We start from the raw sequence: 23568 nt of genomic DNA, 5'->3' as shown, positions 1-23568 counted from the left end.
CACGGCCAGTGTATTCCGACCGGCTTCAGGCGTCGATGATCGGGTCTTCCTCGCGGTACGGGCAGGTGCTGCGAGGGCAGAGGCGGCAACTGGCGCCGACCGGCGTGGCCCCCGCCTGCGAGGCGGGATCGAGGCCGTCGGCGTAGGTCGTGCGGTCGGCGTGCAGCGCATCGCACACGAGCGCGACCGACATCAGGCGGCGCGGCATCGTGAACGCCGGCCGGGGTTTCTCGACGGTTCTCGCCACGATCAGGAAACGCTCGCCAGCCGGGAAGTCGGCGAACTGCCTGACGACGGTCCCCGGTGCCTGGAAGGCCTGGTAAACCGCCCACAGCGGGCATGCGGTGCCGTGCCGCGGCATCACGAAACGCGGAAGCGGGAGGCGCTTGCTGACGTGGCCCGCAGGATCGATGCGCATGAAGCCGAAAGGAACGCCGCCTACGCCGGGGCGGCGCAGGGTGGTCAGCCGATGCGCGACTTGCTCGAAGCTTGCCTCGAAGCGCTCGGACAACGCCTCGACGTCGTAGCGCAAGCGGATCGCCGCTTCCAGGAAGGGTCCGTACGGCAGCAGCGCCGCCGCCGCCAGGTACGCGCCCAGGGCCCCTTGCGCGCGCCTGCGGGCCGCTTCGCTCGACAGGTTCTCCGCGCTCTCGATCTCGCTCGACACCGCCCGGCCCTGGTGAAACAGCCCGGTGGCGAGACGCGCGAGCTCGAAGCGGCGCGTGGACCGGGGCGCCTCGTCGGCGAGCGTCAGGACGCGCGAGACCGGATCGAAGACCGCCATGCGCGGGGCGCTGCCGGCGATCGTCGCGGCGGAGCCGCTGGCCAGTGTCACCGAGTGCGTCCGCTGGAGATACTCCACCAGCGTGCTCTCGCGGCAATCACCGGTGATGCCCGCGGCGGCCCGGAAGTCGGCTGCGGCCTGCTCGAGCGCCGGGAAGTGGTTGTCGCGCTCGAGGAGGAAATCGTCGACTTCCTCGACCGGCGTGATCGAGCGCGTCTCGGTATGCGCGCGGTCGAAGTAGGCGGCCAGGGCCTGGGCGAGACCGGAAAGGCGGGCGCTGTCTGCGGCGATGATCGACACGAAGCGGCTGCGCTCGTCGTCCGAAAGGTCCGCCACCGCATCGAGAATCTCGGACGCCGACCGGATCGAGGCGACCCGGGTCAGCATGCCGTGCACGGCGGTTCCGAGGAAGGGATCCTGGTTGAGTCGGTCCGACAGGGCTGCCACGGCAGCGCCGCGGTCGAGGCAGGACCGATGCAGTCTGACGAGGGCCTCTGCCCAGCCGGGGAAGCGTGCCGCGATTTCCCGGGTGGCGGATGCCGCGAGCCGAAGGTCGCTCAATAGCGGATCGCCGGCGACGTCGTCGAGTGCGCCAGCCAGCCGTCGCTCGCGTGCGCCGTCCAGTTCGGCGACGTCCAGCCCCAGCGCGTCGGCGAGGCGCTTGAGGAGCGCGCCGCCGATGCTGCGCCGGTTGCCTTCGATGAGGTTCAGGTACGAGGGCGAGATCCCGACCTGCGCAGCGAGGCCGGACTGCGTGAGGCGCAGTCGCTTTCGCTGATCGCGCAGCCTGGCGCCGATCAATGGGGAGCGTCCCGCCGCGCCCGGCGGCCGGTCCTGGGGATGTTGCGGTGCAAGGTCAATCATCGACGGTATTTGACAAGTTGACATTCAAGTTTTGACAAAGATGTCTTGTGAAGTCAATTGATTGTTGATGCATTGACAGGATTCGACGAGTCTGGTCGCCACGATCGCTTCGACAGGCGGTGGCCCGGGGGCCGCAATCTCGCGGAGCGCACTCGGCTCGAATCAACAGGAGGAGACGACATGGGTGATTCCGTTCACGACGACAAGCGCCGTTCGGTGCTCAAGAGCGGCGCGGTGCTGGGGGCGGCGGGGGTGGCGGCCCCGTCGCTGGTGTTCACGCGCAATGCATGGGCGGCGAACTTCCGCAACGATCCCTCCAAGGCGAAGTCCTGCGTGCTGGGCTTCAACGTGCCGCTGACCGGCCCGTACGCCGACGAGGGCGCCGACGAACTGCGCGCGTTCAAGCTCGCGGCGAAGCACCTGAACGGCGAGGGCGACGGCGGCATGGTCAAGACCTTCAAGCCGTCGCAGTTGAAGGGCAACGGCATCCTGGGCAAGAAGGTCGAGTTCGTGACCGGCGACACCCAGACGAAGGCGGACGCCGCACGGGCGTCGGCCAAGCGGATGATCGAGAAGGACGGCGTGATCATGTTCTCGGGCTGCTCGTCCTCGGCGGTGGCGGTGGCGGTTCAGTCGCTGGCCCAGGAAATGGGCGTCATCTACATGGTCGGCCTGAGTCACTCGAACGACACGACGATGAAGGACCGCCGTCGCTACGGGTTCCGGCACTTCTTCAACGCCTACATGTCGGGCCAGGCGCTGGCGCCGGTGCTGGCCGCGGAATACGGCAAGGACCGCAAGGCCTATCACCTCACCGCCGACTACACCTGGGGCTGGACCCAGGAGGAGTCGCTCAAGAACGCCACCGAGAGTCTCGGCTGGAAGACGGTGGCCGCCGTCCGCACGCCGCTCGGGGCCGGGGACTTCTCGCAGTACATCACGCCGGCGGTCAACTCCGGCGCGGACGTGCTGATCCTCAACCATTACGGCAAGGACATGGTGAACTCGCTGCGCCAGGCGGTGCAGTTCGGCCTGCGCGAGAAGATGGTGAACGGTCGAAAGTTCGAGATCGTGGTGCCGCTGTACTCCGAGCTGATGGTGCAAGGCGCCGGCGAGGCCGCCCGGGGCATCCTGGGCACCGCGAACTGGCACTGGAACCTGCCTGACGAGGGCACCAAGGCCTTCACCAAGTCCTTCGCCAAGGAGTACGGGTTTCCGCCGTCACAGGCCGCGCAGACCTGCTATGCGCAGACGCTCCTGTACGCCAATGCCTGCGAGGTGGCCGGGACCTTCTATCCGCCCGAGGTCATCAAGGCACTCGAGGGCTTCAAGTTCGACGGGCTGGGCAACGGGCCGACCGAGTACCGCGCCGGCGATCACCAGTGCATGAAGGACGTGCTGGTCGTGCGCGGCAAGGAGAAACCCACCGGCCAGTACGACCTGCTCGAGGTCGTCAAGGTCGTGCCCCGCAGCGCCGTCGAGTATCCCGCGTCGATGGGCGGCGGGGAACTGGGGCCCTACGAAGTCTGAGCCACCCGATCCCGTCGGTCCGGCGCCCGTGCCGGACCGACGGGCGCTTCGCACCCGGACTCCGAATGGACGCGATATTCCTGCAACTCCTCAACGGGCTGGACAAGGGCGGCGCCTATGCGCTGATCGCCCTCGGCCTGACCCTGATCTTCGGCACCCTCGGAGTGGTGAACTTCGCGCACGGCGCCCTGTTCATGATGGGCGCGTTCTGCGCGGTTTCGTTGAACCGGCTGATGACGATCTCCAGGTCGGTGAAGGACGAGACGGTCACCTTCTTCGACGCTTACAAGGAAGTGCCCTACCTGAAGCTCTGGCTGGGCGACCTCGGCGAGCGGCTGATCGACCTCTCGGTGCCGCTCTCGATCCTGCTGGCGATACCGGTCATGCTGCTCGTCGGGGTTGCGCTGGAGCGCGGCCTGATCCGGCACTTCTACAGGCGCCCGCATGCAGACCAGATCCTCGTCACCTTCGGACTGGCGATCGTGCTGCAGGAGATCGTCAAGGTCGCGTTCGGCGCGAACCCGATCCCGATGCCCGCGCCCGACGCGGTGTCGGGCACGGCGCAGATCGGCGCCTGGCTCGGCCTTGGCGACGCGATCGCCTACCCGTGGTGGCGGCTGGTCTACTTCCTGTTCTCGCTGGTGGTGATCGCGCTGGTGTTCGCGTTCCTGCGCTTCACGACCTTCGGCCTGGTGGTGCGCGCGGGCATGCGCGACCGGGAGACCGTCGGGCTGTTCGGCATCGACATCGAGCGCCGGTTCACGATCGTGTTCGGGATCGCCGCGGTGGTCGCCGGCCTGGCCGGGCTGATGTACACCCCGATCCTGTCTCCGGACTACCACATGGGCATGGAGTTCCTCGTGCTGTCCTTCGTCGTGGTGGTGGTCGGTGGCATGGGGTCGCTCGAAGGCGCGGTGCTGGCGGGATTCCTGCTCGGCATCCTGCAGTCCTTCGCATCGATGAACGAGGTCAAGGCGCTGATCCCGGGTATCGACCAGATCGTCGTCTACCTGGTGGCGGTGGCGATCCTGCTGGTCAGGCCGCGCGGACTGCTCGGCCGCAGCGGCGTGATGGAGACATGAGGCTCGCGATGAACCCTGCCCGCAAGGACCTGTTGTTGCTCGCCGGCTTCGCGGCAGCAGTGCTCGCCATGCCGGTGTGGCTGACGCCGTTCGGCGCGGCCTACCCCGACCTGCTGCAGAAGTTCGCCATCTACGGCATCTTCGCGATCGGCTTCAACATCCTGTTCGGTCTGACCGGTTACCTCTCCTTCGGTCACGCCGCCTTCCTGGGGGTCGGCTCGTACACCGCGGTGTGGTGCTTCAAGCTGCTGACGATGAACGTGCTTCCTGCGGTGCTGTGCGGGATGGCGGTGTCGGGCGTCTTCGCCCTGGCGATCGGGTACGTGAGCCTGCGCCGCTCCGGCATCTATTTCTCGATCCTCACGCTCGCCTTCGCGCAGATGTCCTACAACCTCGCCTACTCGGTGCTCACGCCGATCACGAACGGCGAGACCGGGCTGCAGATCACCCGGACCGACGCGCGTCTGATCGACACCTGGCTCTCGGGTCCGAGCGACGCGATCCCCTCGACCACGCTGTTCGGCATTCCCATGAGCGGCTACCCCGGCTTCTACTTCTGCGCCGTCATGCTGATCGTGGCCTTCTACGTGGCGATGCGCATCGCGCGCTCGCCGTTCGGGACGATGCTCAGGGCGGTCAAGTCCAACCAGAACCGGCTCAACTACACCGGCGTGAGCTCGCGGCCCTATGCGCTCGCCGCCTTCGTGATCTCGGGCCTGTTCGCCGGCCTGGCGGGCTCGCTGCTGGCGGTGACCGATCCGCTGGCGGGGGCAGAGCGGATGCAGTGGACCGCCTCGGGCGAGGTCGTCCTGATGACCATACTGGGCGGGGTCGGGACCCTGCTGGGACCGGTGCTGGGGGCGGTGATCATCAAGTACTTCGAGAACATCTTCTCGTCGTTCAACGCGCAGACCTTGCACGACTTCTTTGGCTTCCTGCCCGATCCGCTGGAAGACGTGGCGGTCGCCGTCGCGGGCCTGTTCGTCGGCGATGGCTGGCAGCTTACGCTTGGCCTGATGTTCATGCTGCTCGTGATCTACCTTCCCGGCGGGGTCATGGAAGGCATCCGGCGGACGGGGCGCGCGCTGCGTCGCCGGCGCCCCGGCACGAGTTCCGGGCAGGCCAGGGGCAGTCCGGCCCAGCAGGACCGGACGCAGGCAGGGGGCGGCGGCACGCGGCGCGCGTCGACCGCCGCTGCCGCGAGCGACTGACCCGAGGAGGCGAACGAAGATGGCGATCCTCCGGGTCAATACCGTGAACAAGAGCTTTCGCGGCTTGCGGGCGCTCGACGACGTCAACCTCGAGGTCGAGGAGGGGACGGTGCACGCGATCATCGGGCCGAACGGGGCCGGCAAGTCGACCTTGCTGAACTGCTTCGTCGGCCGCCTGACGCCGGACACCGGCAGCGTGGTCTTCGGCGGCCAGTCGCTGGTGGGGCTGTCGCCGCACGAGATCAACCAGGCCGGCGTGGCGAGGGTGTTCCAGACGCCGGAGATCTTCGGCGACCTGAGCCTGATCGAGAACGTGATGATCCCGACCTTCGCGCGTCGCGACGGCGCGTTCCGGGTCAACGCCTGGTCGCGTGCCGACGCCCAGGCCGAGGTGCGGGAGAAAGCGGAGCACGTCCTTGCCGAGATGGGACTGGCCGACCAGCGCGACGCCGTGGCTGCCACGCTGTCGCGCGGCGACAAGCGCCGGCTCGAGCTGGCGATGTGCCTGGTGCAGGATCCCAGGCTGCTGCTGCTCGACGAGCCGACGGCCGGCATGTCGCGCGCCGACACCAACCGCACGATCGAATTGCTGCAGCGGATCGGCGAGCGCGGCATCACCAAGATCATCATCGAGCACGACATGCACGTAGTCTTCTCGCTGGCCGACCGCATCAGCGTCATGGCCCAGGGCAGCGTGATCGCGGAGGGCGAGCCGGATGCGATCAAGAACGACCCCAGGGTCCGCGAGGCCTATCTCGGAGGGGCGCACCTGTGAACGCCTTCGCCAGTCCCCGCGCGGCGATCGCCGCCGTCGGCGAAGCCGGCCGCTCGCCGCGGGCCTACTTCTCCTGCAGCGGACTGCATGCCTATTACGGCGAGAGCTACATCGTCCAGGGCGTCGGCTTCGAGATGCAGGAGGGCGAGATCCTCGCCCTGCTGGGACGCAACGGCGCTGGAAAGACTTCGACGCTTCGCACGATCGCCCGTCTGGCCGATCCGCAGTTGCGCCAGGGCGAGATCTGGCTCGACGGCCAGCCGCTGCACCGGATGAGCGCCTGGCAGGCCGCGCGCAACGGCGTGGGGCTCGTCCCCGAGGACAGGCGGATCATCGCCGGGCTGACCGTCGAAGAGAACCTGAAGCTGGCGCAGATCGAGGGCCCCCGCGGCTGGAGCATCGAGAAACTGTACGACCATTTCCCGCGGCTGGCCGAGCGCCGGTTGCAGGAGGCGGTGACCATGTCCGGCGGCGAGCAGCAGATGCTGGCGGTCGCCCGGGCGCTGGCGCGCGACATCAAGCTGCTGCTGCTCGACGAGCCCTACGAGGGCCTGGCCCCGGTGATCGTGCAGGAGATCGAGAAGATGCTGCAGGAGGTCAGGCGAGCCGGCTACACCACCATCATCGTCGAGCAGAACGCGATCGCAGCGCTGCACCTGTCCGATCGCGCGATCATCCTGGACATGGGCGAGGTGGTCTTCCAGGGCGCGGCGAAGGAGGTCATCGACAACGCCGACCTTCGGCACGAGTACCTCGCCATCTGAGGGACGGCTGCCGCTCGCGGCGGCGCCGGCGACCGGCACCGGGTCGCGGGGCTCACCTGCGGCTCAGCAGCGTCAGGAACTCCTTGCGCAGGTCGGGGTTCGTCAGGAAGGCGCCGCGCATCACGCTGTTGGTCATGCTCGAGTCGGCGTCCTTCACGCCGCGCCAGCGCATGCAGAAGTGATCGGCCTCGATGACGATCGCCAGCCCCTCGGGGTTCACCTTCTCCTCCAGCTTGTTCGCGAGCTGGATCACCGCCTCTTCCTGGATCTGCGGCCGGTTCATGATCCATTCGGTGAGCCTGGCGTACTTCGACAGGCCGATCAGCTTGGAGTCCTCGCGCGGCAGGATGCCGATCCACACCTTGCCCAGGATCGGGCACAAGTGGTGCGAACACGCGCTGCGCATCGTGATCGGTCCCACGATCAGCAACTCGTTCAGGCGCTCGACGTTCGGAAACTCGGTGACCGCCGGCATCTTCAGATAACGGCCCGAGAACACCTCGCGCACGAACATCTTGGCGACCCGCTTCGCGGTGTCGGCGGTGTTGTGGTCGCCGTCCACGTCGATCACCAGGCTCTTCAGCACCGCCTGCATGTGGCCCGCGACCTCTGCCTGGATGGCCTCGAGCTCGCCGGGCTCGATGAAGCCGCTGATGTTGTCGTTTGCATGGAAGCGCTGGCGGGCGGCGAGCAGGCGCTTGCGGATCCGTTCTGATGCGAGGTATTCGTCCTGGGCCATGTCGTGGTTTCCGGAAGTGTTCGTTGTCGTTCTCACCAGGGCAGGGCCTGGCCTCGGTAGTCGAAGAATCCGCCGGATTGCGCCGGCTGCAGGGTCTCGAGCACGCCGACGAGCAGCCGGGCAGCTTCGGCTGCCGGGCGGACCTCCAGCCCGGCCTTGCCGAAGGGGGCCGAGAGCGGAGTGTCGACCGTGCCCGGGTGAAGCGCCACGCAGACCGCCTCGGGGCAGCGCCTGCGAAGCTCGATCGAGGCGGTTCGCACCAGCTGGTTCAGCGCCGCCTTCGACGCCCGGTACGCGTACCAGCCGCCCAGCCGATTGTCGCCGATGCTGCCGACCTTTGCAGAGAGCGTGGCGAAGACCGAGCGGCCGTCGCGCAGCAGCAGCGGCAGGAGATGCTTCATCGGCGGTGCGGGCCTTCGGGAGAGGCCGACCACCCTCCGAAGTGGCGAGGAGCGCGACAACTCGGCGGCCAGCGCGGCGCCGATCCCGCCGCTCGCTCCGATCACCACGGTGAGTGTTTCGTTTTCGGGCATGGGGGCGCGAGTATGCCTGCCCGGCAGCGGCGGGCCGGGCATCGGCCGGATGCCGGTGCGGTTATCCTCGTCGGCAGGAATCCAACCGAACCCGTGAACCGGAGCTCCGCCATGAAGGAAGCCGTCATCGTCTCGACCGCCCGCACGCCGATCGGCAAGGCCTACAAGGGGGCGTTCAATCTCACCCACGGCGCCACGATGGGCGGCCACGTGGTCAGGCACGCAGTCGAGCGCTCCGGTCTGGACCCCGCGGAGATCGAGGACTGCATCATGGGCACGGCGCGGCCCGAAGGGCCGGTGGGCGGCAACATCGCCCGCCAGATCGCGCTGCGCGCGGGCCTGCCGGTCACGACCGGCGGTGTCACCGTCAACCGGTTCTGCAGCTCGGGCCTGCAGACGATCGCGATGGCGGCCAGCCGGGTCGTCATGGAAGGGGCGCCCGCGGTCGTGGCGGGCGGCCTGGACTCGGTGAGCCTGACGATGAACGAGCACGCGAACCGTTTCATGCTGCGCGAGCCCTGGCTCGAGGCGAATGTCCCGGGCGTGTATCACACGATGATCCAGACCGCCGAGACGGTGGCGAAACGCTACGGCATCTCGCGCGAGCGGATGGACGAGTACGGCGTGCAGAGCCAGCAGCGGGTCGCGGCGGCGCAGGCAGCCGGACGATTCGGCCGCGAGATCGTGCCGATGACCACGACGAGGGAGGTGACGCTCGAATCGGGCGAGAAGACCACCGAGGAGGTCACGCTGACCCGCGACGAAGGCATCCGCCCGACCACGCTCGAGGGGGTTGCCAAGCTCAAGCCGGTGATGGAGGGCGGCACGATCACCGCGGGCAACGCCAGCCAGCTGTCCGACGGGGCCTCGGCCTGCGTGGTGATGGACGCGAAGCTTGCCGAGCGGCGCAACGTCGAGCCACTGGGCATCTTCCGCGGTTTCGCGGTGGCCGGCTGCGAGCCCGATGAAATGGGCATCGGCCCCGTGTTCGCGGTGCCGCGCCTGCTGGAGCGCACCGGCGTCAGGATGGACGACATCGGCCTGTGGGAGCTGAACGAGGCCTTCGCGGTCCAGGTGCTCTACTGTCGCGACCGGCTCGGCATCCCGAACGAGATCCTGAACGTCGACGGCGGCGCGATCGCGGTCGGCCATCCCTTCGGCATGTCCGGTGCGCGGCTGGCCGGCCACGCGTTGATCGAGGGCAAGCGGCGCGGCGTCAAGTACGTGGTGGTGACGATGTGCATCGGTGGCGGCATGGGGGCGGCGGGGCTGTTCGAGGTGGCGTAGTCGGAGGAGCGCCGGCATGAGCATCGTCCTGATCCGTCACGGTGAAACCTCGCTGAACGCGGCGCGCGTGATCCAGCCGGCCGACACGCCGCTGAGCGAACGGGGCAGGGCGCAGGCCGAGGCGGTCGCGCGCCGGCTGGCGGCGCGCGCGGGGCCTGCCGCCGTCCTGAGCAGCGACCTGCCGCGCGCCTTCGAGACCGCCACCGCGATCGCGGCTGCCACCGGGCTGGATCTGCGCACGACCGCTCTGCTGCAGGAGCGCAATTTCGGCGCCCTGCGTGGCCGCGCCTACGACGATCTCGGCTACGACCCGCTGGCCACGCCCGACGCCCCGCCCCTGGGGGAGTCGGTGGCCGAGTTCGAGGCTCGGGTGGCCCGCGCCTTCGGGGAGATCCTCGCGCTGCGGGCCGCGCTTGCTGGCGACCTGGTCGTGGTGACCCACGGGCTGGTCATCCGGACGCTGCTCGCGCGGCATGCGCGCCTGGCCGCGGGCGTCGATGCGCCCGCCAGCCTGGCGAACACCTCGGTCACCGTGCTGGCGCCGGCCGCGCCGCACGAGGCGCTGCTGGTCAACTGCACGGTCCACCTGCAGGGTTCGGCGCGCGATGGCGGCAAGGGCCTGTCGGGCTTCTGAGGTCCGCGGCGGCCGGTATCATTGGTCGGCCAGCGCGCGGATGACGAAATCGGTAGCCGTAGCGGACTTAAAATCCGCGGCCGCAAGGCGTCCGGGTTCGAGTCCCGGTCCGCGCACCACTTTGAACACCGAAGATCACCGAAAAGCCCCGATAAGGGGTTTTTCTGTTTCAAGATCCCATTGTGAATCAATCCTTTACAGGATAGGATTCTGCCGAGGAATCACGAGAAGTCGCAGGGACAGCCGGACTTAACCTACGGTATCAGACCTCGGTATCTCGCCGATAAAGTGCCCTCCTACGGTATCTCGGGCACAGAATATGAGTGGACGGACAGGCACGGTGAAGCTCACGGACAAGGCGGTACGGGCCCTGGCCTCCAGGGACAAGCCCTACAAGGCCAGCGATGGCGCCGGGCTCTACCTTCTGGTCAACCCGAACGGGTCGCGGCTCTGGCGCTTTGACTACCAGCTTGACGGCAAGCGCGGTACCGTGGCCTTAGGCGTGTACCAGCATGCCGGCGGTACTCGCGGGACGATGTCGCTGGCGGGCGCTCGCCTCGAGCGCGACCGCTGTCGCGAGCTGCTCCGACAGGGCATCCGGCCGGCTGACGCTAAGGCGCTCGAGGCCGCCCGCGTCCGGGAAGGAGCCGCCGCCGTTCGCGCGAAGGCGCGGGCCGAGCGGGCAGCGCGCAAGGCTGCGGCGGAGGTGAAGCGCGCGGAGCGCCTGGCGGATCACTGGACGGTGGAGCGTGTCGGGAATACTTGGGCGGACATCCACTGCCGCGGCCGTGCCGCCCGGACCGTCCAGCAGTTGCATCAGTCGCTGGTCGATCACGTCTACCCGTACATAGGGAGCAGGGGTATCGCGAGCGTCACGAGCGCCGATATCGTCGACGTGATCGACCGCCTTGCCGTTGCTGGGAAACACGAAACTGCCAACAAAGTGCGTCGGCGGCTCGCCGGTATCTGGCACTACGCGGTGCTGCAGGGCTACGCACCCGCAGATGTCGTGATGCCGACCTACCGCGAGACTACGAAGCGGATCGCCGCGGCGAAGAAGGTCAATCCGCCGAGAAACCTGCCGCACGTTCGGCCCGCCGAGGCGCCGGGCTTGATGCGTGCCATCCGAGGCTACCAGGGGTCGCCAGTGACCCGGGCGGCACTGCTGGTGATGGCCTACACGTTCGTGCGGACTGGCGAGTTGCGGTTCTCGCGCTGGGAGGAGTTCGACCTCGAGGGCGTCGCGCCGACCTGGACCGTCCCGGCAGCCAGGATGAAGGTGAAGCAACGCGGTGATCGCCCCGCCGAGGATCACGTCGTCCCGCTCTCCCGCCAAGTGGTCGAGGTGCTGCGTGAGCTCAAGGCTCTGCGCCTAGATGACGAGCGGGTGTTCCCGCACAGCCGGAAGCTGGGCGCATTCATGAGCGAGAACACGATGCTGTACGCCCTCGACGACCTGGGTTACAAAGGGCGCCAGACTGGCCATGGGTTTCGGCACCTGGCCATGACCATCCTGCGCGAAGCTGGCTTCCCCGGGGATGTCGTCCACGCGCAGCTGGCCCACGAGAAATCGGACGAGCAGCAGGAGCGGGCGTACAACAAGGCCGAGTACCTGCCGCAGCGCCGGATCATGCTGCAGGCATACGCGGACATCCTCGACGGATCCCAGGCGGGCAAGGTGGTGCCGCTGGTGCGGACAGTATGAGCAGCCCGCCGAAGACGCCGACGGCGGCCGGAGGAATTCATGTTTCGCGTGGAGTCCGACTTCGCATTCCCGCGGGCGGCTTGGTGCTCTCTCTCGGTCCGAAGGGTCCGCAGGCAATGGAAGTCCGGAGTGTCGAGCTGCAGCTCGACACTTGCATCCATTGGCTTGAGATTGCGGTTGATCGCCTCGACGAGGCGCATACCGCTTCGGTTGGATCCGGAAATCGGGAGTTCGGCGAGGCTCTCGATCGGGAGTTCAAGGCGGCGATGCAGGCGACCGTCGCCGCCGCGACCTTCTTCGAGGCACTCTATGCCGCGACTATCGATCGAGACCCTCCGCCGCGTCCGAAGCCGACAGGAAACCCGAAGAAGCGGCGCACTCGGTACATGGTGGTCGCCGAGCAGCTGCGGCGATCCTTTGGGCTCAGGAAGCAGGGGACGACGAACCTGCGTTCGGTACTGAAGGAGGTCTACCGATTTCGCGACCAGGCGGTGCACCCGGGAGCATCGTTCTCCGAGCCCATCATGCATCCGCAGTTTCATGTCGGCGTTGAGAATCGATTCGTCATGTTTTCCGCGCCGAACGCGCATCTACTTGTCCGTGCTGCGCTCGCGTTCTCGCGCATTCTTCCGTCGCGCGACCTCAGTCGGAGGCCGAAAGGGATCCAGGAGTTCGGCGCTTACCTGCTCGAGGTCTCCAAGCCGCTCTGCGCACGGTGGGAGCAGGAGTACGGCCCGTTGCTAGAGGAGCCGGCTGTGCAGCCGTCGGAGGCGGTTTCTCCCGCAGATGACGGAGGATCTTCGATGCTCAGTGAACCGGAGGAAACCTGAGGCGCGCTGCACCTGTGCTGCACTTAGCGCGATAGACTGGACTGCCCCCGGCTAGGCCGGCCAGCTGAACACGAGTCACCTTCACTCGCTGCCGGGGGTTCTCCTTGAAGGGCACCGAGAAGGGGTGCGCATGCAGGATCAGCGAGGCGGCGGCGGGCCGCCGAAGGCGCGAGTACCAGTCGATGGCTTCGTGTCCGTTCTGGACGCCATCGACTTCTACGCCGCGCATAGACGGGCCGTGATGCAGCTGCCCGAGCCAGCGAATTCTGTTCCACCTGACAGCGGCCCATTGAAGGCGGATCCTCCCAGGGTTTCGGTGGAACAGGTGCTGGCCGAGCGAGACGCCGGAAAAGCGATCAGGCTGGCCGTTCGGCGGGGTGATTTGAAGCTATACAACCCGCGCACGGGCGTAGCACTTCCTTCGCACCTTTCATCTCTTAACGATGTCGAGCTCCTCGGCGCGCTCGTTCGCTTAGACGACGTGGTTACGCTCGCCGATCCCTGGGGCATCGCGACTGCGGTGAGCCCTCCTGAGCGCGCGTCGACAGAAAAGCAGCCTGTGGCCGAGCAGTGCGTGGAGCCTGCCGAGGTGGCGGAGCAGCCAGACGCTGAGGGGGCCGGGCAAGACGATCTGCCAGCGATTCCCAACAAGCCGCGGAGCCGCGCAGAGTCGCAAGATGCGGCCATCCTCGCTGCGATCCGGGCGCTGGAGCACGACCCGCTTCGACTTCCCCCCAGTCGTGGCGGCCGAGGCGGAGGTGTTCGTGCTCAGGTGAAGCGCTTCGTCGAGGAGCACCACGCATCCCTCTTTCCGTCAGCCGGCAAGGTGTTCCAGCACGCCTGGGATCGCCTGCGTCGTGACCGTCTGATCATGGATCGCTCGCCCGAGTAGGCGTTTCGACTTCAGAGCGCGCACTCCCCTCAAAACCACCCCAAGAAACCACCCCAAGAAACCACCCCAAAACTTGGGGGGGTTGGGTGGGTTGCGCTTGGGTGGGTTTCGCATGGTCTCCTTTCGTCAGGCAAGGACTGCCGAGAGAGATGGAAGCCATGCGGATACTTCGGAAGCCAGAAGCGGCAAAGATCTTAGGGTTGGCCGTGTCGAGCCTGGATGACCTTCGGCGTAGCAGCAGGACGTTCCCGAAGGCGATCCAGCTCAGCGCGAGGTCGGTCGGGTTCCTTGAGAGCGAGCTTCACGAGTGGATCGCGTCTAGGCCGCGCGTGACCGTGGCCTCTGCGGGTGCGGCCGCCACTGACCCCAAGCGTGCGGCCGAGCAGCACATCGAGGACACCGGGGGCGCAGAGGCGGCGCCCGTCGCAGCTCGCGGCCGCAAGCGTTCCAATGCCGCCGCCGCGGTGTCCGCATGACTGGCCTAGTGACCGGGGCTGCCCGCAATAGCGTCGCGCTCGCCGGCCTGCTCTTGGGCTTCGCCCGCCGCGCGATCCGCTGGCGGTCGGTGTCGCTGGCGTGGTGGGCGCTTCAGTACGAGCGCGCGTCGCGGAGGTGCCCGTGACGGCGCAGCAGCTCAAGATCGCCGCGATCCGCATCGACGGCGGTACGCAGCCCCGAGCCGCGTTCAACCAGGCCACGGTCGACGAGTACGCGGAGGTGCTCACTGCCGGCGGCGAGCTGCCCCCGGTGACCGTCTTTCACGACGGATCCGACCATTGGCTTGTCGACGGGTTTCACCGGCTTTTCGCCCACCGAAAAATCGGCGCCCTCACGCTGATGGCCGATGTCCGGCAGGGCACGCTGCGTGACGCCGTGCTCTGGTCGGTCGGCGCGAACGCGGCCCACGGGCTGCGCCGAACTAATGAGGACAAGCGCAAAGCAGTCCTGACGCTGCTGGCGGACGCCGAGTGGTCTAAGTGGTCCGATCGCCAGATTGCCGAAGCCTGTGCCGTCGGTCATCCGATGGTCGCAGCACTGCGCCGGCCGGAGGTTGCCCAGCGCCAGCAGGAGGCCAGGAACAGGTCGGCCGCCAACAAGGTGGAATCGGATTCCACCCCGTCACTGGAGTCCGACTCCACCCCGTCACTGGAATCGGATTCCACTGCAGCGACCCCGCCCGAGGAATCGAGCGCCGGCCAGGCAGGGGGCCCGGATTCCACCGGCGATCACGCCGAGCCCGGCAGCAAGCCGCAGGAGGCGTCCGCCTCCGCCCCTGAACTGGCGGAGCTGCGCGAGGTCCTGGCCGAGCAGACGGTGATGTTGGAAGAAGCCCAGGACAAGATCGAGAGCCTTTCGAAGCTCGTCGACGCAAGCGACCAAATGGCCGAGGCGCGCCGCCAGATTCACCAGCTGCAGGCCGAGGTTCGCGTGCTGCGTGAGCGCCAGGCGGGCCTGATGAACGAGGCCGCCGAGGCCAAGCGCCTGGCGCGCTCGTGGCGCCTGAAGCTCGAGCGCATCGAGAAGGCGAGGGTGTGATGCAGGCCGATCTTCTCGACCGCCCGACGTACGAGAGCTCGACCTTTCCCGAGCCCCGGCCCTTCCAGGCGGCCGCTCACGAGAAGCTGCGCCAGGGCGCCCGCGATGGGCACCGCTGTCAGCTGGTCATGGCTCCCACTGGTGCGGGAAAGACCTACCTTGGGTTGCGGGTGATCCACGAAGCGCTGCGCCGGGGCAAGCGTGCTGTGTTCGTCTGCGACCGCACGACTTTGATCGACCAGACCTCGGCTGCCGCTGACCGCTACGGCCTTTCGGCGCATGGCGTCATCCAGGCGAATCACTGGCGATACAGCCCGGACATGCCGTTCCAGATTGCCAGCGCGCAGACCTTGGCCCGGCGCACCTGGCCGGAGGCGGACGTTGTCGTGATCGATGAGGTGCACACGCAGCTCGCGGCGTGGACGGAGCACATTCCGCACTGCCGTGCGGCGGTCATTGGGCTCTCGGCCACGCCGTTCAGCAAAGGCCTCGGGCGCCTGTTCACCCGCATCGTCAACGCGGTGACGATGGCCGAGCTCACCGAATCCGGCGTGCTGGTCCCGATGCGCGTATTCAGCTGCACCCGCCCCGACATGGCCGGCGCGGAGACCGCAAACGGTGAATGGACTGAGAAGGCCGCCGAGCAGCGCGGTATGGAGATCATCGGTGACGTCGTGACCGAATGGGTCAGGTTCGGCGAGGGTAGGAAGACGATCATCTTCGGCGCGACGATCGCGCACTGTGAAGCGCTTTGCCGTCAGTTCAACGATGCCGGCGTGATGGCTGGAGTGTTCACGGCCGAGACCACGCCAGCCGAACGCGAGCAGCTGCTGTCCGAGTACCGCAAGCCGGACTCCCTCTTGCGCGTGCTGATCTCTGTCGAGGCCCTGGCCAAGGGGTTCGACGTCCAGGACGTCGGTTGCGTCGTCGACTGTCGGCCCCTGCGCAAGAGCCTGAGCACAGCCATCCAGATGTGGGGGCGCGGCCTGCGCTCGTCGCCCGAGACGGGAAAGCGCGACTGCATCCTGCTAGACCACAGCGGGAACATCCTTCGCTTCGCGGAGGACTTCGAACGCATTTTTCATGAGGGCCTCAACGCCCTGGATGCCGGGGAGAAGCTCGACAAGGCGATCCGCCGCGACGAGGACGCCGACGAGGCGCCTAAGGGCTGCCCGAAGTGCGGCTTCACGCCGTTCCGACGGCGGTGCATGGCCTGCGGCTACGAGCGCGGCCGCCTGTCGCTGGTCGATCATGAGCCCGGCGAGATGCGCGAGGTCACCATCGGCAAGAAGAAGCTAGCCGATGACCGCCGGCACCTGTGGGAGCAGGTCGCCACCTACGCGCGTGCCCATTCGGCTCCCGATCGGCAGAAGGGCCGGGCGTCGAATCTCTACCGCGACATCGTCGGCACCTGGCCACCGCAGGCTTGGTCCTTCGAAGGCACCCCGAACGTCCCGATCACCCGCAATGTCCTCAACCTGATCCGCTCCAGGAACATCGCCTACAACAAGGCACGTCAGAAGGACCGGGCGGCATGAGCTTCGAGAACTTTGCCCGTGCGCACGGCGTCGACATTCGGCGCCTAAATCCCGATGGCCGGATCCACCGCTGCCCGACGTTGGCGCACCCGAGATCCGACAACGGTGCTTATCTCTGGGACGGTCAGCGGGGATGGGTGCAGGCCTGGGACGGTGATGGTGAAGTTCACTGGTACGACGATCCACATGCGAGGCCTCCGTCTGGTCAGGCGTTGCGCGAACGGGCACGTCAGCGCGCGGAGGAAGCCGAGCGCACCCGGCGCAGGCAGGAGCGTGCGGCGGCCACCGCTGCCGAACTGCTGAAGCGCTGCGAGGCCGACTTCCACGGCTACTTCCGCCTGAAGGGCTTCCCGAGGGAGCGAGGCCTCGTGCTCCGGCAGTACACGCGCACGAAGCGCCTCGTGACCGGCTTCGCGGAGTTGACCAGTGAGGACGTTCTCTTCGTTCCCATGCGAGGGCTCGAGCGGAACGCGTTGCTCGGCGCTCAGCTGATTTGGTGGGACTCGGCGGAGCGGCGATGGGTAAAGGAAATGATCGCTGGCATGCGTGCCAAGGGCGCTGTCTTTCGGCTCGGCCCGTCAGCGGCTGACGAGACCTGGCTGGTCGAGGGCTATGCGACCGGTCTGTCGGTATTGGCCGCACTTCGCCAGATGCACATCAATGCGGCCGTGCTCGTGACTTTCAGTGCGGCCAATCTCATTCACGTTGCCGAGATGATCCGGGGGCGCGTCTTCGTTTTTGCCGACAACGACGCGTCCGGCACGGGCGAGGCGGCGGCCAAGCGGACAGGACGCCCCTACTGCTTTGCGCCCACCGTCGGCTGGGATGCGAATGACTGGCACGCCGCGGCCGGGTTGATCCCCTTGTGTGCTGCGATCGCGCGCGTGAGGCGCGAGGAGGTCGTCGACCAGACCTAGACACGGCACTCCGCGCCGCAAGCAGTGGGCCTGCATGGGCCGCTCGGAGCAGAACACAGCCGATCCCGAGGCGTCGTATCGGAACCGGACCCGCAGGTGCAATTCCAGGGATTCCGGCGCCGTTGGCTGGCCGACAGGAGTCGGTGCCGCTCGGGCGGGGATACCTGGCGTGGGAGCTGCCGGGGAAGCGAGCGGAAAAGCGACCGAAGCCTCCGCCCCGCGTGGGGTAGGGGGGCTTTTTGCTCCCGAAGACTGGAGAACGAAGCATATGGAAGAAGCACACCCGGGCGCCCGCGAGCGCCGCATCGCCGAAATCGGCCGCCGAGCGAATGTCCTGCGCCGCGCGGGCTTCTACAACGAGGCCGAGGTTCGCTGGCTTGCCGAGTACGTGCGTGGCGAGTCGGCACTTCTGGTCGAGGTCGAGCTGCTGTTGACCGACGCCGAACGTCGGGTCGAGGCCAAACAACTGGCGGCGGCTGCCGCCTGATTCACCGCGCGCCAATGCCCGCAACAGGGAGATCGTGATGGGGAAACTTCTCAAGATGAGCGCCGTTCCGGCGGGCATTCGGGAGGCGGCGTTAAGGATCGGCGACGCGGCCGTGGCGGATCACCCGGACGTCGTAGCCTCACGCGCCAGGCTCGCCGCGGCCTCGGCTCGATATGCTGACGAGCTGGAGCCGCGCCAGTCCACGCTCGCCGCGGTGCATGCCCTGCAGGCCGAGCGCGAGCAGGCTGAACGGCAGATCGAGGCCGCGCTAGCCCAACGCGAGGCGCTGGCGGTCGCGATCGCGGACGCCGAATCGCCCCCGCAGGCCTACGACGAGCTGCTTGCGAGGGTCAACGCCGGGCGGCGTTGCATCGAGCGTACGCCACTGGCCCTGCCCACGATCGAGCAGCGCGCCCGCGCTGTGGCGGATCTCCTCGGGCGAGCCGCTGAGCTCGAGAGCGATGCCCAGCGAGCTGCAAGCCATCATTCGCTCGGCGAAGATCCAACTCGCTCTGGCCGCCGACGCATGGTGGCGCCGGTCACAACGTCGGTGGTGGCCAGCAGGAAACAACGGCCACCATTCGATCATCGAACTTTTCGCGAGGCGATTGTGGCGGGCGGAAGATGGACGCCGGAACTCCGTGCGAAGCAGGCTGCAGCAATTCACCGCTGGCGGCCGTGGTCGAGGTCGACCGGGCCGCGCACGGCTGATGGCAAGGCTGTGGCCGCAGCGAATGGGCCGCGTCATCCGATGCGTGTCCGTCAAGGCACCGAATCAGAGGGTGGACGATGACGCTCGCCAGCATGCAACGGCTGACGGCTCGGCAGCAGCGGTTCGTCGACGAGTATCTGATCGATCTCAACGCGACCCGGGCGGCAATCCGGGCTGGATACAGTGCGCGGACCGCCGACAGGATCGGGCCGGAGCTACTTGGGAAAACTTGTGTTTCTGCTGCAATCTCGGCGGCCAAGGTAGCCCGTGCCGAGAATGTGCGGATGGATTCGGAGCGGGTGTTGCAGCGCCTGGTCGAGATGGCCGAGGCGGATCTCGCCGACCTGTACGACGACCAGGGCGACCTGCTGCATCCGAATCAGTGGCCGGAGGTCTGGCGACAGGGGCTGGTCGCGGGCGTCGAGACATTCATGGTGCCCAAGGGGCAGGACGCGGATGGCAAGGTGATCTATGCCGAGGTCCGAAAGGTCAAGCTCGCCGACCGAACGAAGCTCATCGAACTGATCGGCAAGCACGTCCAGGTATCGGCATTCCGCGAGCAGGTGGGCTTGTCCGATCCGCAGGGCGGCCCGGTTCAGGTGGCCGTCGCGGTCGAACTGCCGGCCCTCAAGAAGGCGCTTGAACGTGTCCGGGCCCGACAGAAGGAGTGATCTGCTCGCGGCCCTGATCGACGGCGCGGTGGAGAAATTGCACCGGGCCACACGATTCGCTACTGGGCGCCATCCAGGGCCTGCAGGCAGCGAGATCCGCACTGACCGGCGCGCTCAAAAAGACGGGGGCCCAGCATGAATGATCCGACCAGACGCACCTCGACGGGAACGCCCCTGAGTGGGTCCGGTGCGATGCGTTCGCCCGGCCTGTCGGCGCCCGCGAGTCCGTCGATGCCATCGATGAGATCGGCCCCAGGTGTTGGCAAGCCTCCAGGGCCTTCAGCTGCCATGCGGGCGAGCAACATGGCGCCTTCGGTCACATCGGCCGCGCCCAAGACCCCGCCGGCGCCGACAGGTACCGCACCAGTCGGGGCACCGCGCGTCCCGAGCGCAGCGAGAGTAGCGCAAGGGCGCGCCGCGACCGAGCTTGGCGGAGTCGCCGGGGCTGCGGTCGCCGTGGACGGCTTCAAGCAGCTGAAGAATGCCGACAACGTTGGCCAGCGGCTTGCCGGTGAAGCGCCCTCCGCGGCGCCGGGGACACCTCCACCGTCGGCCCTGGCGCCGATGAGTCGGGTTGCGGCATCGACTGCCTCGACCATGGACGCCGCGAACGCACCAACACCGTTCACGCGGCCCCGCGCGTCTGGTCAACCGGGGCGTATTGAGAGCGCTGCGATGCAAGCGGGACTGGGCGTCGTCGGCATGGCTTACGGTGGCGATCCGGATGTGATCGGCGGCGGCGGTGCGCGGCCGATCTACGGTGTCACGTTACCGGCAGGCCCGGACCTTGCGTTGTCAGAAGCAATTGGCCCGACTTCGCACGCTGGCTACGGCGCAGCGGGAACCCCGCAACCACTGGGGCCAATCGCCAGGGCCGCCCGGCACCACTTGGGTACGGCGTCCGCGGGATCGCGGGGCGCGCTGAGTATCACGGGGGCGGGAGAAACAGGCCCTGTCGGAGCCGCGGTGGTGGACATCACGCCCGAGCAGATGGTCGCCGGATTGCCGGCGTCCGAGCAGCTCGACATGCGGCAGATCTTGGGTCTGCTTGCGGAGGAGGAGGTCATCGATGAGAGGCGCAGGTCGAAGGAGCAGGGACAAGTGCAAAAGCTTTTGAGCCAAAGCCAGGCTCGGAGCCGCGCTCGACTCCTGGAGATGCTCAGCTCGAGCTACGCCAGTCTCACCTCGCCGGACGCCGGATGAAAACGGATTGTCGATGTTCCCGCGTGCAGATTTGTTACAGGGATTCTCATGTCGGTAATGGCCTGGATTGCGCAACAGGTGCCGGTGTCGACTGCAACACTGGTGGCGATCTTCGGGCGTGGCCTGCAGGAAGCGGTCTGGCGAAACCTAGCCGAGGACGGCCCGGCGACGGTGCATGATCTGGCTGCCAGGTTGGATGAGGACCACCAGCGGGTGCGCAACGCCCTGTATCGGCTGGCGTCGCTGGGTGCAGTGCGCTGCGCCATGCGCGTGCCGTCACCGGTGAGCGCGTCGACGCCGCGAGTCGTCTGGGTTGCGCTGGATGATGAGGGCCGGCCACAGAGACTCTTGCGCTCGAACTGGGGTGGGCTCGCCGGCTGGGCAGCCTGCAAGAGTGTCGGGTGATCTCGTCAGATGAACAGCGGCCGATTGACGAAGGCTCCCGCACGGGGACCGGCCGGGAAACAGGGGACATCTTTGCCACCATGAAAAAACAGCACACCCCCCCGGCGGCTGAGCAGAAGCGCGCCGCAACGAAGTCGGTCCCAAGGAAGACGGGCCGCCCGCCGATCTATGGCCAGGCGCACAAGGACCGCATCTGCGCCGAGATTGCCGCCGGCCGGACGCTGACAGCGATCATGCGGGACGAGGGGATGCCGCAGGTCTATTGGGTGTTCACGGAGCTCGGGAGGGACGAGGCGTTCGCGAAGGCCTACGCGCGTGCGCGCGAGATTCGGGCCGAGCTATTGGTCGAGGAGTTGGTCACGATCGCCGACGACGGTAGCAACGACACCTACGTCGATGAGAACGGCAACAGGCGCATCGATCACGACGTCATTGCGCGCTCCCGCCTGCGGGTAGAAGCCCGCAAGCGGCTGGTAAGCAAGCTGCTGCCCAAGGTCTACGGGGACAGGGTGACGACCGAGGTTACGGGTGCCGAGGGCGGGCCGGTGCAGGTCGAGGATGGATCGACCGCGAAGCTCGCCGCGCTGCTGGCCAAGGTGAAGGGCAATGTCGGACCGGGGAAATAACCCCGACCTGCTGGCCGCACTGCTCGAGCAGGCGGTCGAGCGTGTCCGCAGCGGAAATTGACGAGCGCTCGCCGAGCTTACGCAGCGAGTAGAACGAAAATGCCCGGCCCAGGTGGTCGGTCAGCCACTCGGGGCCCGCCGGCACCGCGCGATCGCCCACCACACGCGCCATGCCGGCGGTCGGTCGCGCCGAAGTCGAAGAGCTCGCCCTGCAAGCGTGTCACTTCCAGCACGGCGTCCAGTACCCGGGGCTGTTGCCCTCGGGCCAACTGCAGGCGGGACCGCGCGCGCTCCAGCCGGAAGGTGCGCCCGCCGTGGGCGTGGCTGTAGATCGTGGATGGACCACCACCGCGCAGCCGTGTCACGGCGATGACCATCGCGAGCCCGCCGGCGTCCGTAGGGGAGCAGAGAGTCACCCGGCGGGCCGCGCCAGTACTAGATTTCCTGGAAATCCATTGTGGCGATTCCCCCGCGTCGTTCCCCCGTTTTCCGGTCTACTCTGAGCGGACGCCTGGGCAGACCGACGCGGCCCGCGAGCGCCTCCCTGACCGTTCGCCTGGGACGCCCCAGACGCCGGGGCAGTAGTTCCCTGCCCGCCGCCGCCCGACGCGATCTCGCCGGCCGGGTCCAGGCTCGTGCAGAGAGGCCAAAGCGTTCCGTTTGCGGAACGCTCGATGCAATACCCTGGCGGTCAGCCCCCCACGTCAAGCAGGATCTATCCATGACGACCGATCCCCTTCAGCCCGCCGGCTTCGATGCGCTGCAACGCGCCTTGCCGGAGTACGACGTCCGCATCGAGCTACGGAATTTCGACCGCGCGTTCGCGCTTCTCATCCTCGACCGAGACGGGCGCGAAGTCGCCAGCATCGACGGCCAATCGATGCGCTGCCTATCCAGGCTCTCCTGGCGACAGGAATTCGTAGACGCCGTGCGCCGATCCGCACGGCGTCGGAACCCGTAGCCGCGGATCGACCGCGCACCGAGATGGGCCAAGCGCAGATCGCGGCCCTACGCCGCCTTCTTGTTAATGGTTTTCCGTGCGCTCTCCCCGGTGGCGCGCGCATTGAGCGGCGCCGATAGCTTCTGATGGAGTCGAGGAGCGAAGCCGGGCTTGAACAAGAACACCTGGCTACTTTCTCAAGTGAGGTTTAAGGAAAGACTCGATCGCCGCAATTGCCGTCGAAAGGTCACGCGAGAATTCGTCCTCCTCGCCAGGCGTGGAGGAGTCGTACATCACATTGCGTCGCTTCTCCAACACTCGCTCTTTGGCCTCGCGCATCCCAGGACGCGTCCTAGGATTTTCGCTTTCGAGACAAGTGTAGATGTAGACGTAGAGTTCCCGCTGTAGTTCAAAGGCGGTGCTAAAGATGTCGAGAACCTGCTTGCCCCACAGAACCTCGGCCTCGAGCAGCTCGGTTTGAAGTGCATCCCGCGCGTCGACGACCTTATCCCACCTTCGCTGATACGCCATGGCGTAGCCGTAGTGCTGAATTTCAGCTTCAGACATAGATTTTCTGTCTTCGTCCGAAGGCGCCGGCATTTCCTGGGCCCAAACCATCGGGCTCCGAACCGCTTTGACCGACTCGCGCCAGCGATACGTCGTCCGTAGCAGACGGCGGGTCAGTTCGTACTCGACGCTGCCCCTGAGCTGGCGCTTCCATGTGCTCAGTCCTTGCACGGCGACCCACGCTCCGATCAAAGCGGCGAAGGTAATCACAAGATCCTTCACGCCTATGGGGACAATGGTGACGTCGGCGAATGACATTTGAATCCAATCTTGCTTGTAGCGGGCAAAGCACACCAACTGTTCGTCCGCCATGGATTGAAGTCGGACGGTCGACGC

Annotated in this window: 25 protein-coding genes and 1 tRNA gene; 22 read left to right on the top strand and 4 right to left on the bottom strand. The window is 67.1% G+C overall.

The features are described from left to right. Positions 1-25 precede the first annotated feature (25 nt). Positions 26-1648, bottom strand: coding sequence for a helix-turn-helix domain-containing protein (locus FHP08_RS06675; RefSeq protein WP_187272193.1), 1623 nt, complete (start codon positions 1646-1648; stop codon positions 26-28). A 180-nt stretch (positions 1649-1828) separates the two neighbouring features. Between FHP08_RS06675 and FHP08_RS06670 the strand changes: the two genes are divergently transcribed. From FHP08_RS06670 to FHP08_RS06650, 5 genes are all read left to right on the top strand, one after another. Continuing rightward, positions 1829-3178, top strand: a complete 1350-nt coding sequence (locus tag FHP08_RS06670; protein WP_147703532.1) for a substrate-binding protein — start codon at positions 1829-1831, stop codon at positions 3176-3178. 65 nt (positions 3179-3243) lie between these two features. Next, positions 3244-4260, top strand: coding sequence for a branched-chain amino acid ABC transporter permease (locus FHP08_RS06665; RefSeq protein WP_147703531.1), 1017 nt, complete (start codon positions 3244-3246; stop codon positions 4258-4260). An 8-nt stretch (positions 4261-4268) separates the two neighbouring features. Then, positions 4269-5471 carry a branched-chain amino acid ABC transporter permease gene (locus tag FHP08_RS06660; protein ID WP_222707828.1) on the top strand — a complete coding sequence of 401 codons (1203 nt, stop codon included), beginning with the start codon at positions 4269-4271 and terminating at the stop codon, positions 5469-5471. A gap of 19 nt (positions 5472-5490) precedes the next feature. Then, positions 5491-6246: an ABC transporter ATP-binding protein gene (locus FHP08_RS06655; RefSeq protein WP_147703529.1), complete on the top strand. Its 756-nt coding sequence runs from the start codon at positions 5491-5493 to the stop codon at positions 6244-6246. Next, positions 6243-7010 (top strand): ABC transporter ATP-binding protein, encoded by a 768-nt coding sequence (locus FHP08_RS06650; protein ID WP_225879052.1) that lies wholly within the window; start codon positions 6243-6245, stop codon positions 7008-7010. Before FHP08_RS06655 ends, FHP08_RS06650 begins: the two co-directional genes overlap by 4 nt. 52 nt (positions 7011-7062) lie before the next feature. On the opposite strand, the gene folE is transcribed toward FHP08_RS06650, so the two are convergent. Together folE and FHP08_RS06640 are read right to left on the bottom strand one after the other, a co-directional pair. Then, complete coding sequence (folE, locus tag FHP08_RS06645) at positions 7063-7749, bottom strand: GTP cyclohydrolase I (RefSeq protein WP_147703528.1); 687 nt, start codon at positions 7747-7749, stop codon at positions 7063-7065. 32 nt (positions 7750-7781) lie between these two features. After that, positions 7782-8282, bottom strand: coding sequence for a Rossmann-fold NAD(P)-binding domain-containing protein (locus FHP08_RS06640; protein WP_147703527.1), 501 nt, complete (start codon positions 8280-8282; stop codon positions 7782-7784). A 111-nt stretch (positions 8283-8393) separates the two neighbouring features. Here FHP08_RS06640 and FHP08_RS06635 point away from each other — a divergent pair, with 111 nt between their 5' ends. The 17 genes from FHP08_RS06635 to FHP08_RS06555 all read left to right on the top strand — a co-directional run bounded on the left by FHP08_RS06635 (position 8394) and on the right by FHP08_RS06555 (position 22686). Further along, positions 8394-9569, top strand: a complete 1176-nt coding sequence (locus FHP08_RS06635; RefSeq protein WP_147703526.1) for an acetyl-CoA C-acyltransferase — start codon at positions 8394-8396, stop codon at positions 9567-9569. A gap of 16 nt (positions 9570-9585) precedes the next feature. Continuing rightward, the gene (locus FHP08_RS06630) at positions 9586-10203 is read left to right on the top strand and encodes a histidine phosphatase family protein (RefSeq protein WP_147703525.1); all 618 of its coding nucleotides are present in this window, start codon (positions 9586-9588) and stop codon (positions 10201-10203) included. Positions 10204-10237: 34 nt separating this feature from the next. Continuing rightward, positions 10238-10322 (top strand) — tRNA-Leu (locus FHP08_RS06625). A 221-nt stretch (positions 10323-10543) separates the two neighbouring features. Then, positions 10544-11908, top strand: a complete 1365-nt coding sequence (locus FHP08_RS06620) for a tyrosine-type recombinase/integrase (RefSeq protein ID WP_187272192.1) — start codon at positions 10544-10546, stop codon at positions 11906-11908. Between the two features lie 116 nt (positions 11909-12024). Continuing rightward, entirely contained in the window at positions 12025-12738 is a 714-nt protein-coding gene (locus FHP08_RS06615) for a hypothetical protein (RefSeq protein ID WP_147703523.1), read from the top strand. 130 nt (positions 12739-12868) lie between these two features. Continuing rightward, entirely contained in the window at positions 12869-13630 is a 762-nt protein-coding gene (locus FHP08_RS06610) for a hypothetical protein (RefSeq protein WP_147703522.1), read from the top strand. Between the two features lie 149 nt (positions 13631-13779). Continuing rightward, positions 13780-14106 carry a helix-turn-helix transcriptional regulator gene (locus FHP08_RS18805; protein WP_147703521.1) on the top strand — a complete coding sequence of 109 codons (327 nt, stop codon included), beginning with the start codon at positions 13780-13782 and terminating at the stop codon, positions 14104-14106. Between the two features lie 142 nt (positions 14107-14248). Beyond that, a complete protein-coding gene (locus tag FHP08_RS06600) occupies positions 14249-15166 on the top strand; it encodes a ParB/RepB/Spo0J family partition protein (RefSeq protein ID WP_222707827.1) in 918 nt (305 codons plus the stop codon). Further along, positions 15166-16704 (top strand): DEAD/DEAH box helicase, encoded by a 1539-nt coding sequence (locus tag FHP08_RS06595; protein WP_147703520.1) that lies wholly within the window; start codon positions 15166-15168, stop codon positions 16702-16704. Before FHP08_RS06600 ends, FHP08_RS06595 begins: the two co-directional genes overlap by 1 nt. After that, positions 16701-17621 carry a toprim domain-containing protein gene (locus FHP08_RS06590; RefSeq protein ID WP_147703519.1) on the top strand — a complete coding sequence of 307 codons (921 nt, stop codon included), beginning with the start codon at positions 16701-16703 and terminating at the stop codon, positions 17619-17621. The genes FHP08_RS06595 and FHP08_RS06590 overlap by 4 nt, the downstream gene beginning before the upstream one ends. A gap of 268 nt (positions 17622-17889) precedes the next feature. Beyond that, positions 17890-18108, top strand: a complete 219-nt coding sequence (locus FHP08_RS06585; protein WP_147703518.1) for a hypothetical protein — start codon at positions 17890-17892, stop codon at positions 18106-18108. 37 nt (positions 18109-18145) lie between these two features. Then, a complete protein-coding gene (locus FHP08_RS06580; RefSeq protein WP_147703517.1) occupies positions 18146-18901 on the top strand; it encodes a hypothetical protein in 756 nt (251 codons plus the stop codon). Beyond that, entirely contained in the window at positions 18898-19491 is a 594-nt protein-coding gene (locus FHP08_RS06575; RefSeq protein ID WP_147703516.1) for a terminase small subunit, read from the top strand. Before FHP08_RS06580 ends, FHP08_RS06575 begins: the two co-directional genes overlap by 4 nt. A gap of 969 nt (positions 19492-20460) precedes the next feature. After that, positions 20461-20694: a hypothetical protein gene (locus FHP08_RS18415; RefSeq protein ID WP_187272191.1), complete on the top strand. Its 234-nt coding sequence runs from the start codon at positions 20461-20463 to the stop codon at positions 20692-20694. Between the two features lie 48 nt (positions 20695-20742). Beyond that, positions 20743-21099, top strand: a complete 357-nt coding sequence (locus FHP08_RS06565) for a helix-turn-helix domain-containing protein (protein ID WP_147703514.1) — start codon at positions 20743-20745, stop codon at positions 21097-21099. Further along, positions 21096-21725, top strand: a complete 630-nt coding sequence (locus FHP08_RS06560; RefSeq protein WP_147703513.1) for a terminase small subunit-like protein — start codon at positions 21096-21098, stop codon at positions 21723-21725. Before FHP08_RS06565 ends, FHP08_RS06560 begins: the two co-directional genes overlap by 4 nt. A gap of 721 nt (positions 21726-22446) precedes the next feature. Next, positions 22447-22686: a hypothetical protein gene (locus FHP08_RS06555; RefSeq protein ID WP_147703512.1), complete on the top strand. Its 240-nt coding sequence runs from the start codon at positions 22447-22449 to the stop codon at positions 22684-22686. Between the two features lie 168 nt (positions 22687-22854). On the opposite strand, the gene FHP08_RS06550 is transcribed toward FHP08_RS06555, so the two are convergent. Further along, a complete protein-coding gene (locus FHP08_RS06550; protein ID WP_147703511.1) occupies positions 22855-23544 on the bottom strand; it encodes a hypothetical protein in 690 nt (229 codons plus the stop codon). Between the last annotated feature and the right edge of the window lie 24 nt (positions 23545-23568).

This window comes from Zeimonas arvi (genome assembly GCF_008039575.1).
Lineage (GTDB): Bacteria > Pseudomonadota > Gammaproteobacteria > Burkholderiales > Burkholderiaceae_E > Zeimonas > Zeimonas arvi.
This window is presented reverse-complemented; position numbering and strand designations above follow the sequence as displayed.

Excerpts from the sequence above, each read along its gene's own strand:
- FHP08_RS06675 (WP_187272193.1), bottom strand. The coding sequence starts at position 1,648 with ATGATTGACCTTGCACCGCAACATCCCCAGGACCGGCCGCCGGGCGCG.
- FHP08_RS06670 (WP_147703532.1), top strand. The coding sequence starts at position 1,829 with ATGGGTGATTCCGTTCACGACGACAAGCGCCGTTCGGTGCTCAAGAGC.
- FHP08_RS06665 (WP_147703531.1), top strand. The coding sequence starts at position 3,244 with ATGGACGCGATATTCCTGCAACTCCTCAACGGGCTGGACAAGGGCGGC.
- FHP08_RS06660 (WP_222707828.1), top strand. The coding sequence starts at position 4,269 with ATGAACCCTGCCCGCAAGGACCTGTTGTTGCTCGCCGGCTTCGCGGCA.
- FHP08_RS06655 (WP_147703529.1), top strand. The coding sequence starts at position 5,491 with ATGGCGATCCTCCGGGTCAATACCGTGAACAAGAGCTTTCGCGGCTTG.
- folE (WP_147703528.1), bottom strand. The coding sequence starts at position 7,749 with ATGGCCCAGGACGAATACCTCGCATCAGAACGGATCCGCAAGCGCCTG.
- FHP08_RS06640 (WP_147703527.1), bottom strand. The coding sequence starts at position 8,282 with ATGCCCGAAAACGAAACACTCACCGTGGTGATCGGAGCGAGCGGCGGG.
- FHP08_RS06635 (WP_147703526.1), top strand. The coding sequence starts at position 8,394 with ATGAAGGAAGCCGTCATCGTCTCGACCGCCCGCACGCCGATCGGCAAG.
- FHP08_RS06630 (WP_147703525.1), top strand. The coding sequence starts at position 9,586 with ATGAGCATCGTCCTGATCCGTCACGGTGAAACCTCGCTGAACGCGGCG.
- FHP08_RS06615 (WP_147703523.1), top strand. The coding sequence starts at position 12,025 with ATGGAAGTCCGGAGTGTCGAGCTGCAGCTCGACACTTGCATCCATTGG.
- FHP08_RS06610 (WP_147703522.1), top strand. The coding sequence starts at position 12,869 with ATGCAGGATCAGCGAGGCGGCGGCGGGCCGCCGAAGGCGCGAGTACCA.
- FHP08_RS18805 (WP_147703521.1), top strand. The coding sequence starts at position 13,780 with ATGGAAGCCATGCGGATACTTCGGAAGCCAGAAGCGGCAAAGATCTTA.
- FHP08_RS06595 (WP_147703520.1), top strand. The coding sequence starts at position 15,166 with ATGCAGGCCGATCTTCTCGACCGCCCGACGTACGAGAGCTCGACCTTT.
- FHP08_RS06590 (WP_147703519.1), top strand. The coding sequence starts at position 16,701 with ATGAGCTTCGAGAACTTTGCCCGTGCGCACGGCGTCGACATTCGGCGC.
- FHP08_RS06585 (WP_147703518.1), top strand. The coding sequence starts at position 17,890 with ATGGAAGAAGCACACCCGGGCGCCCGCGAGCGCCGCATCGCCGAAATC.
- FHP08_RS06580 (WP_147703517.1), top strand. The coding sequence starts at position 18,146 with ATGGGGAAACTTCTCAAGATGAGCGCCGTTCCGGCGGGCATTCGGGAG.
- FHP08_RS06575 (WP_147703516.1), top strand. The coding sequence starts at position 18,898 with ATGACGCTCGCCAGCATGCAACGGCTGACGGCTCGGCAGCAGCGGTTC.
- FHP08_RS06565 (WP_147703514.1), top strand. The coding sequence starts at position 20,743 with ATGTCGGTAATGGCCTGGATTGCGCAACAGGTGCCGGTGTCGACTGCA.
- FHP08_RS06555 (WP_147703512.1), top strand. The coding sequence starts at position 22,447 with ATGACGACCGATCCCCTTCAGCCCGCCGGCTTCGATGCGCTGCAACGC.
- FHP08_RS06550 (WP_147703511.1), bottom strand. The coding sequence starts at position 23,544 with ATGGCGGACGAACAGTTGGTGTGCTTTGCCCGCTACAAGCAAGATTGG.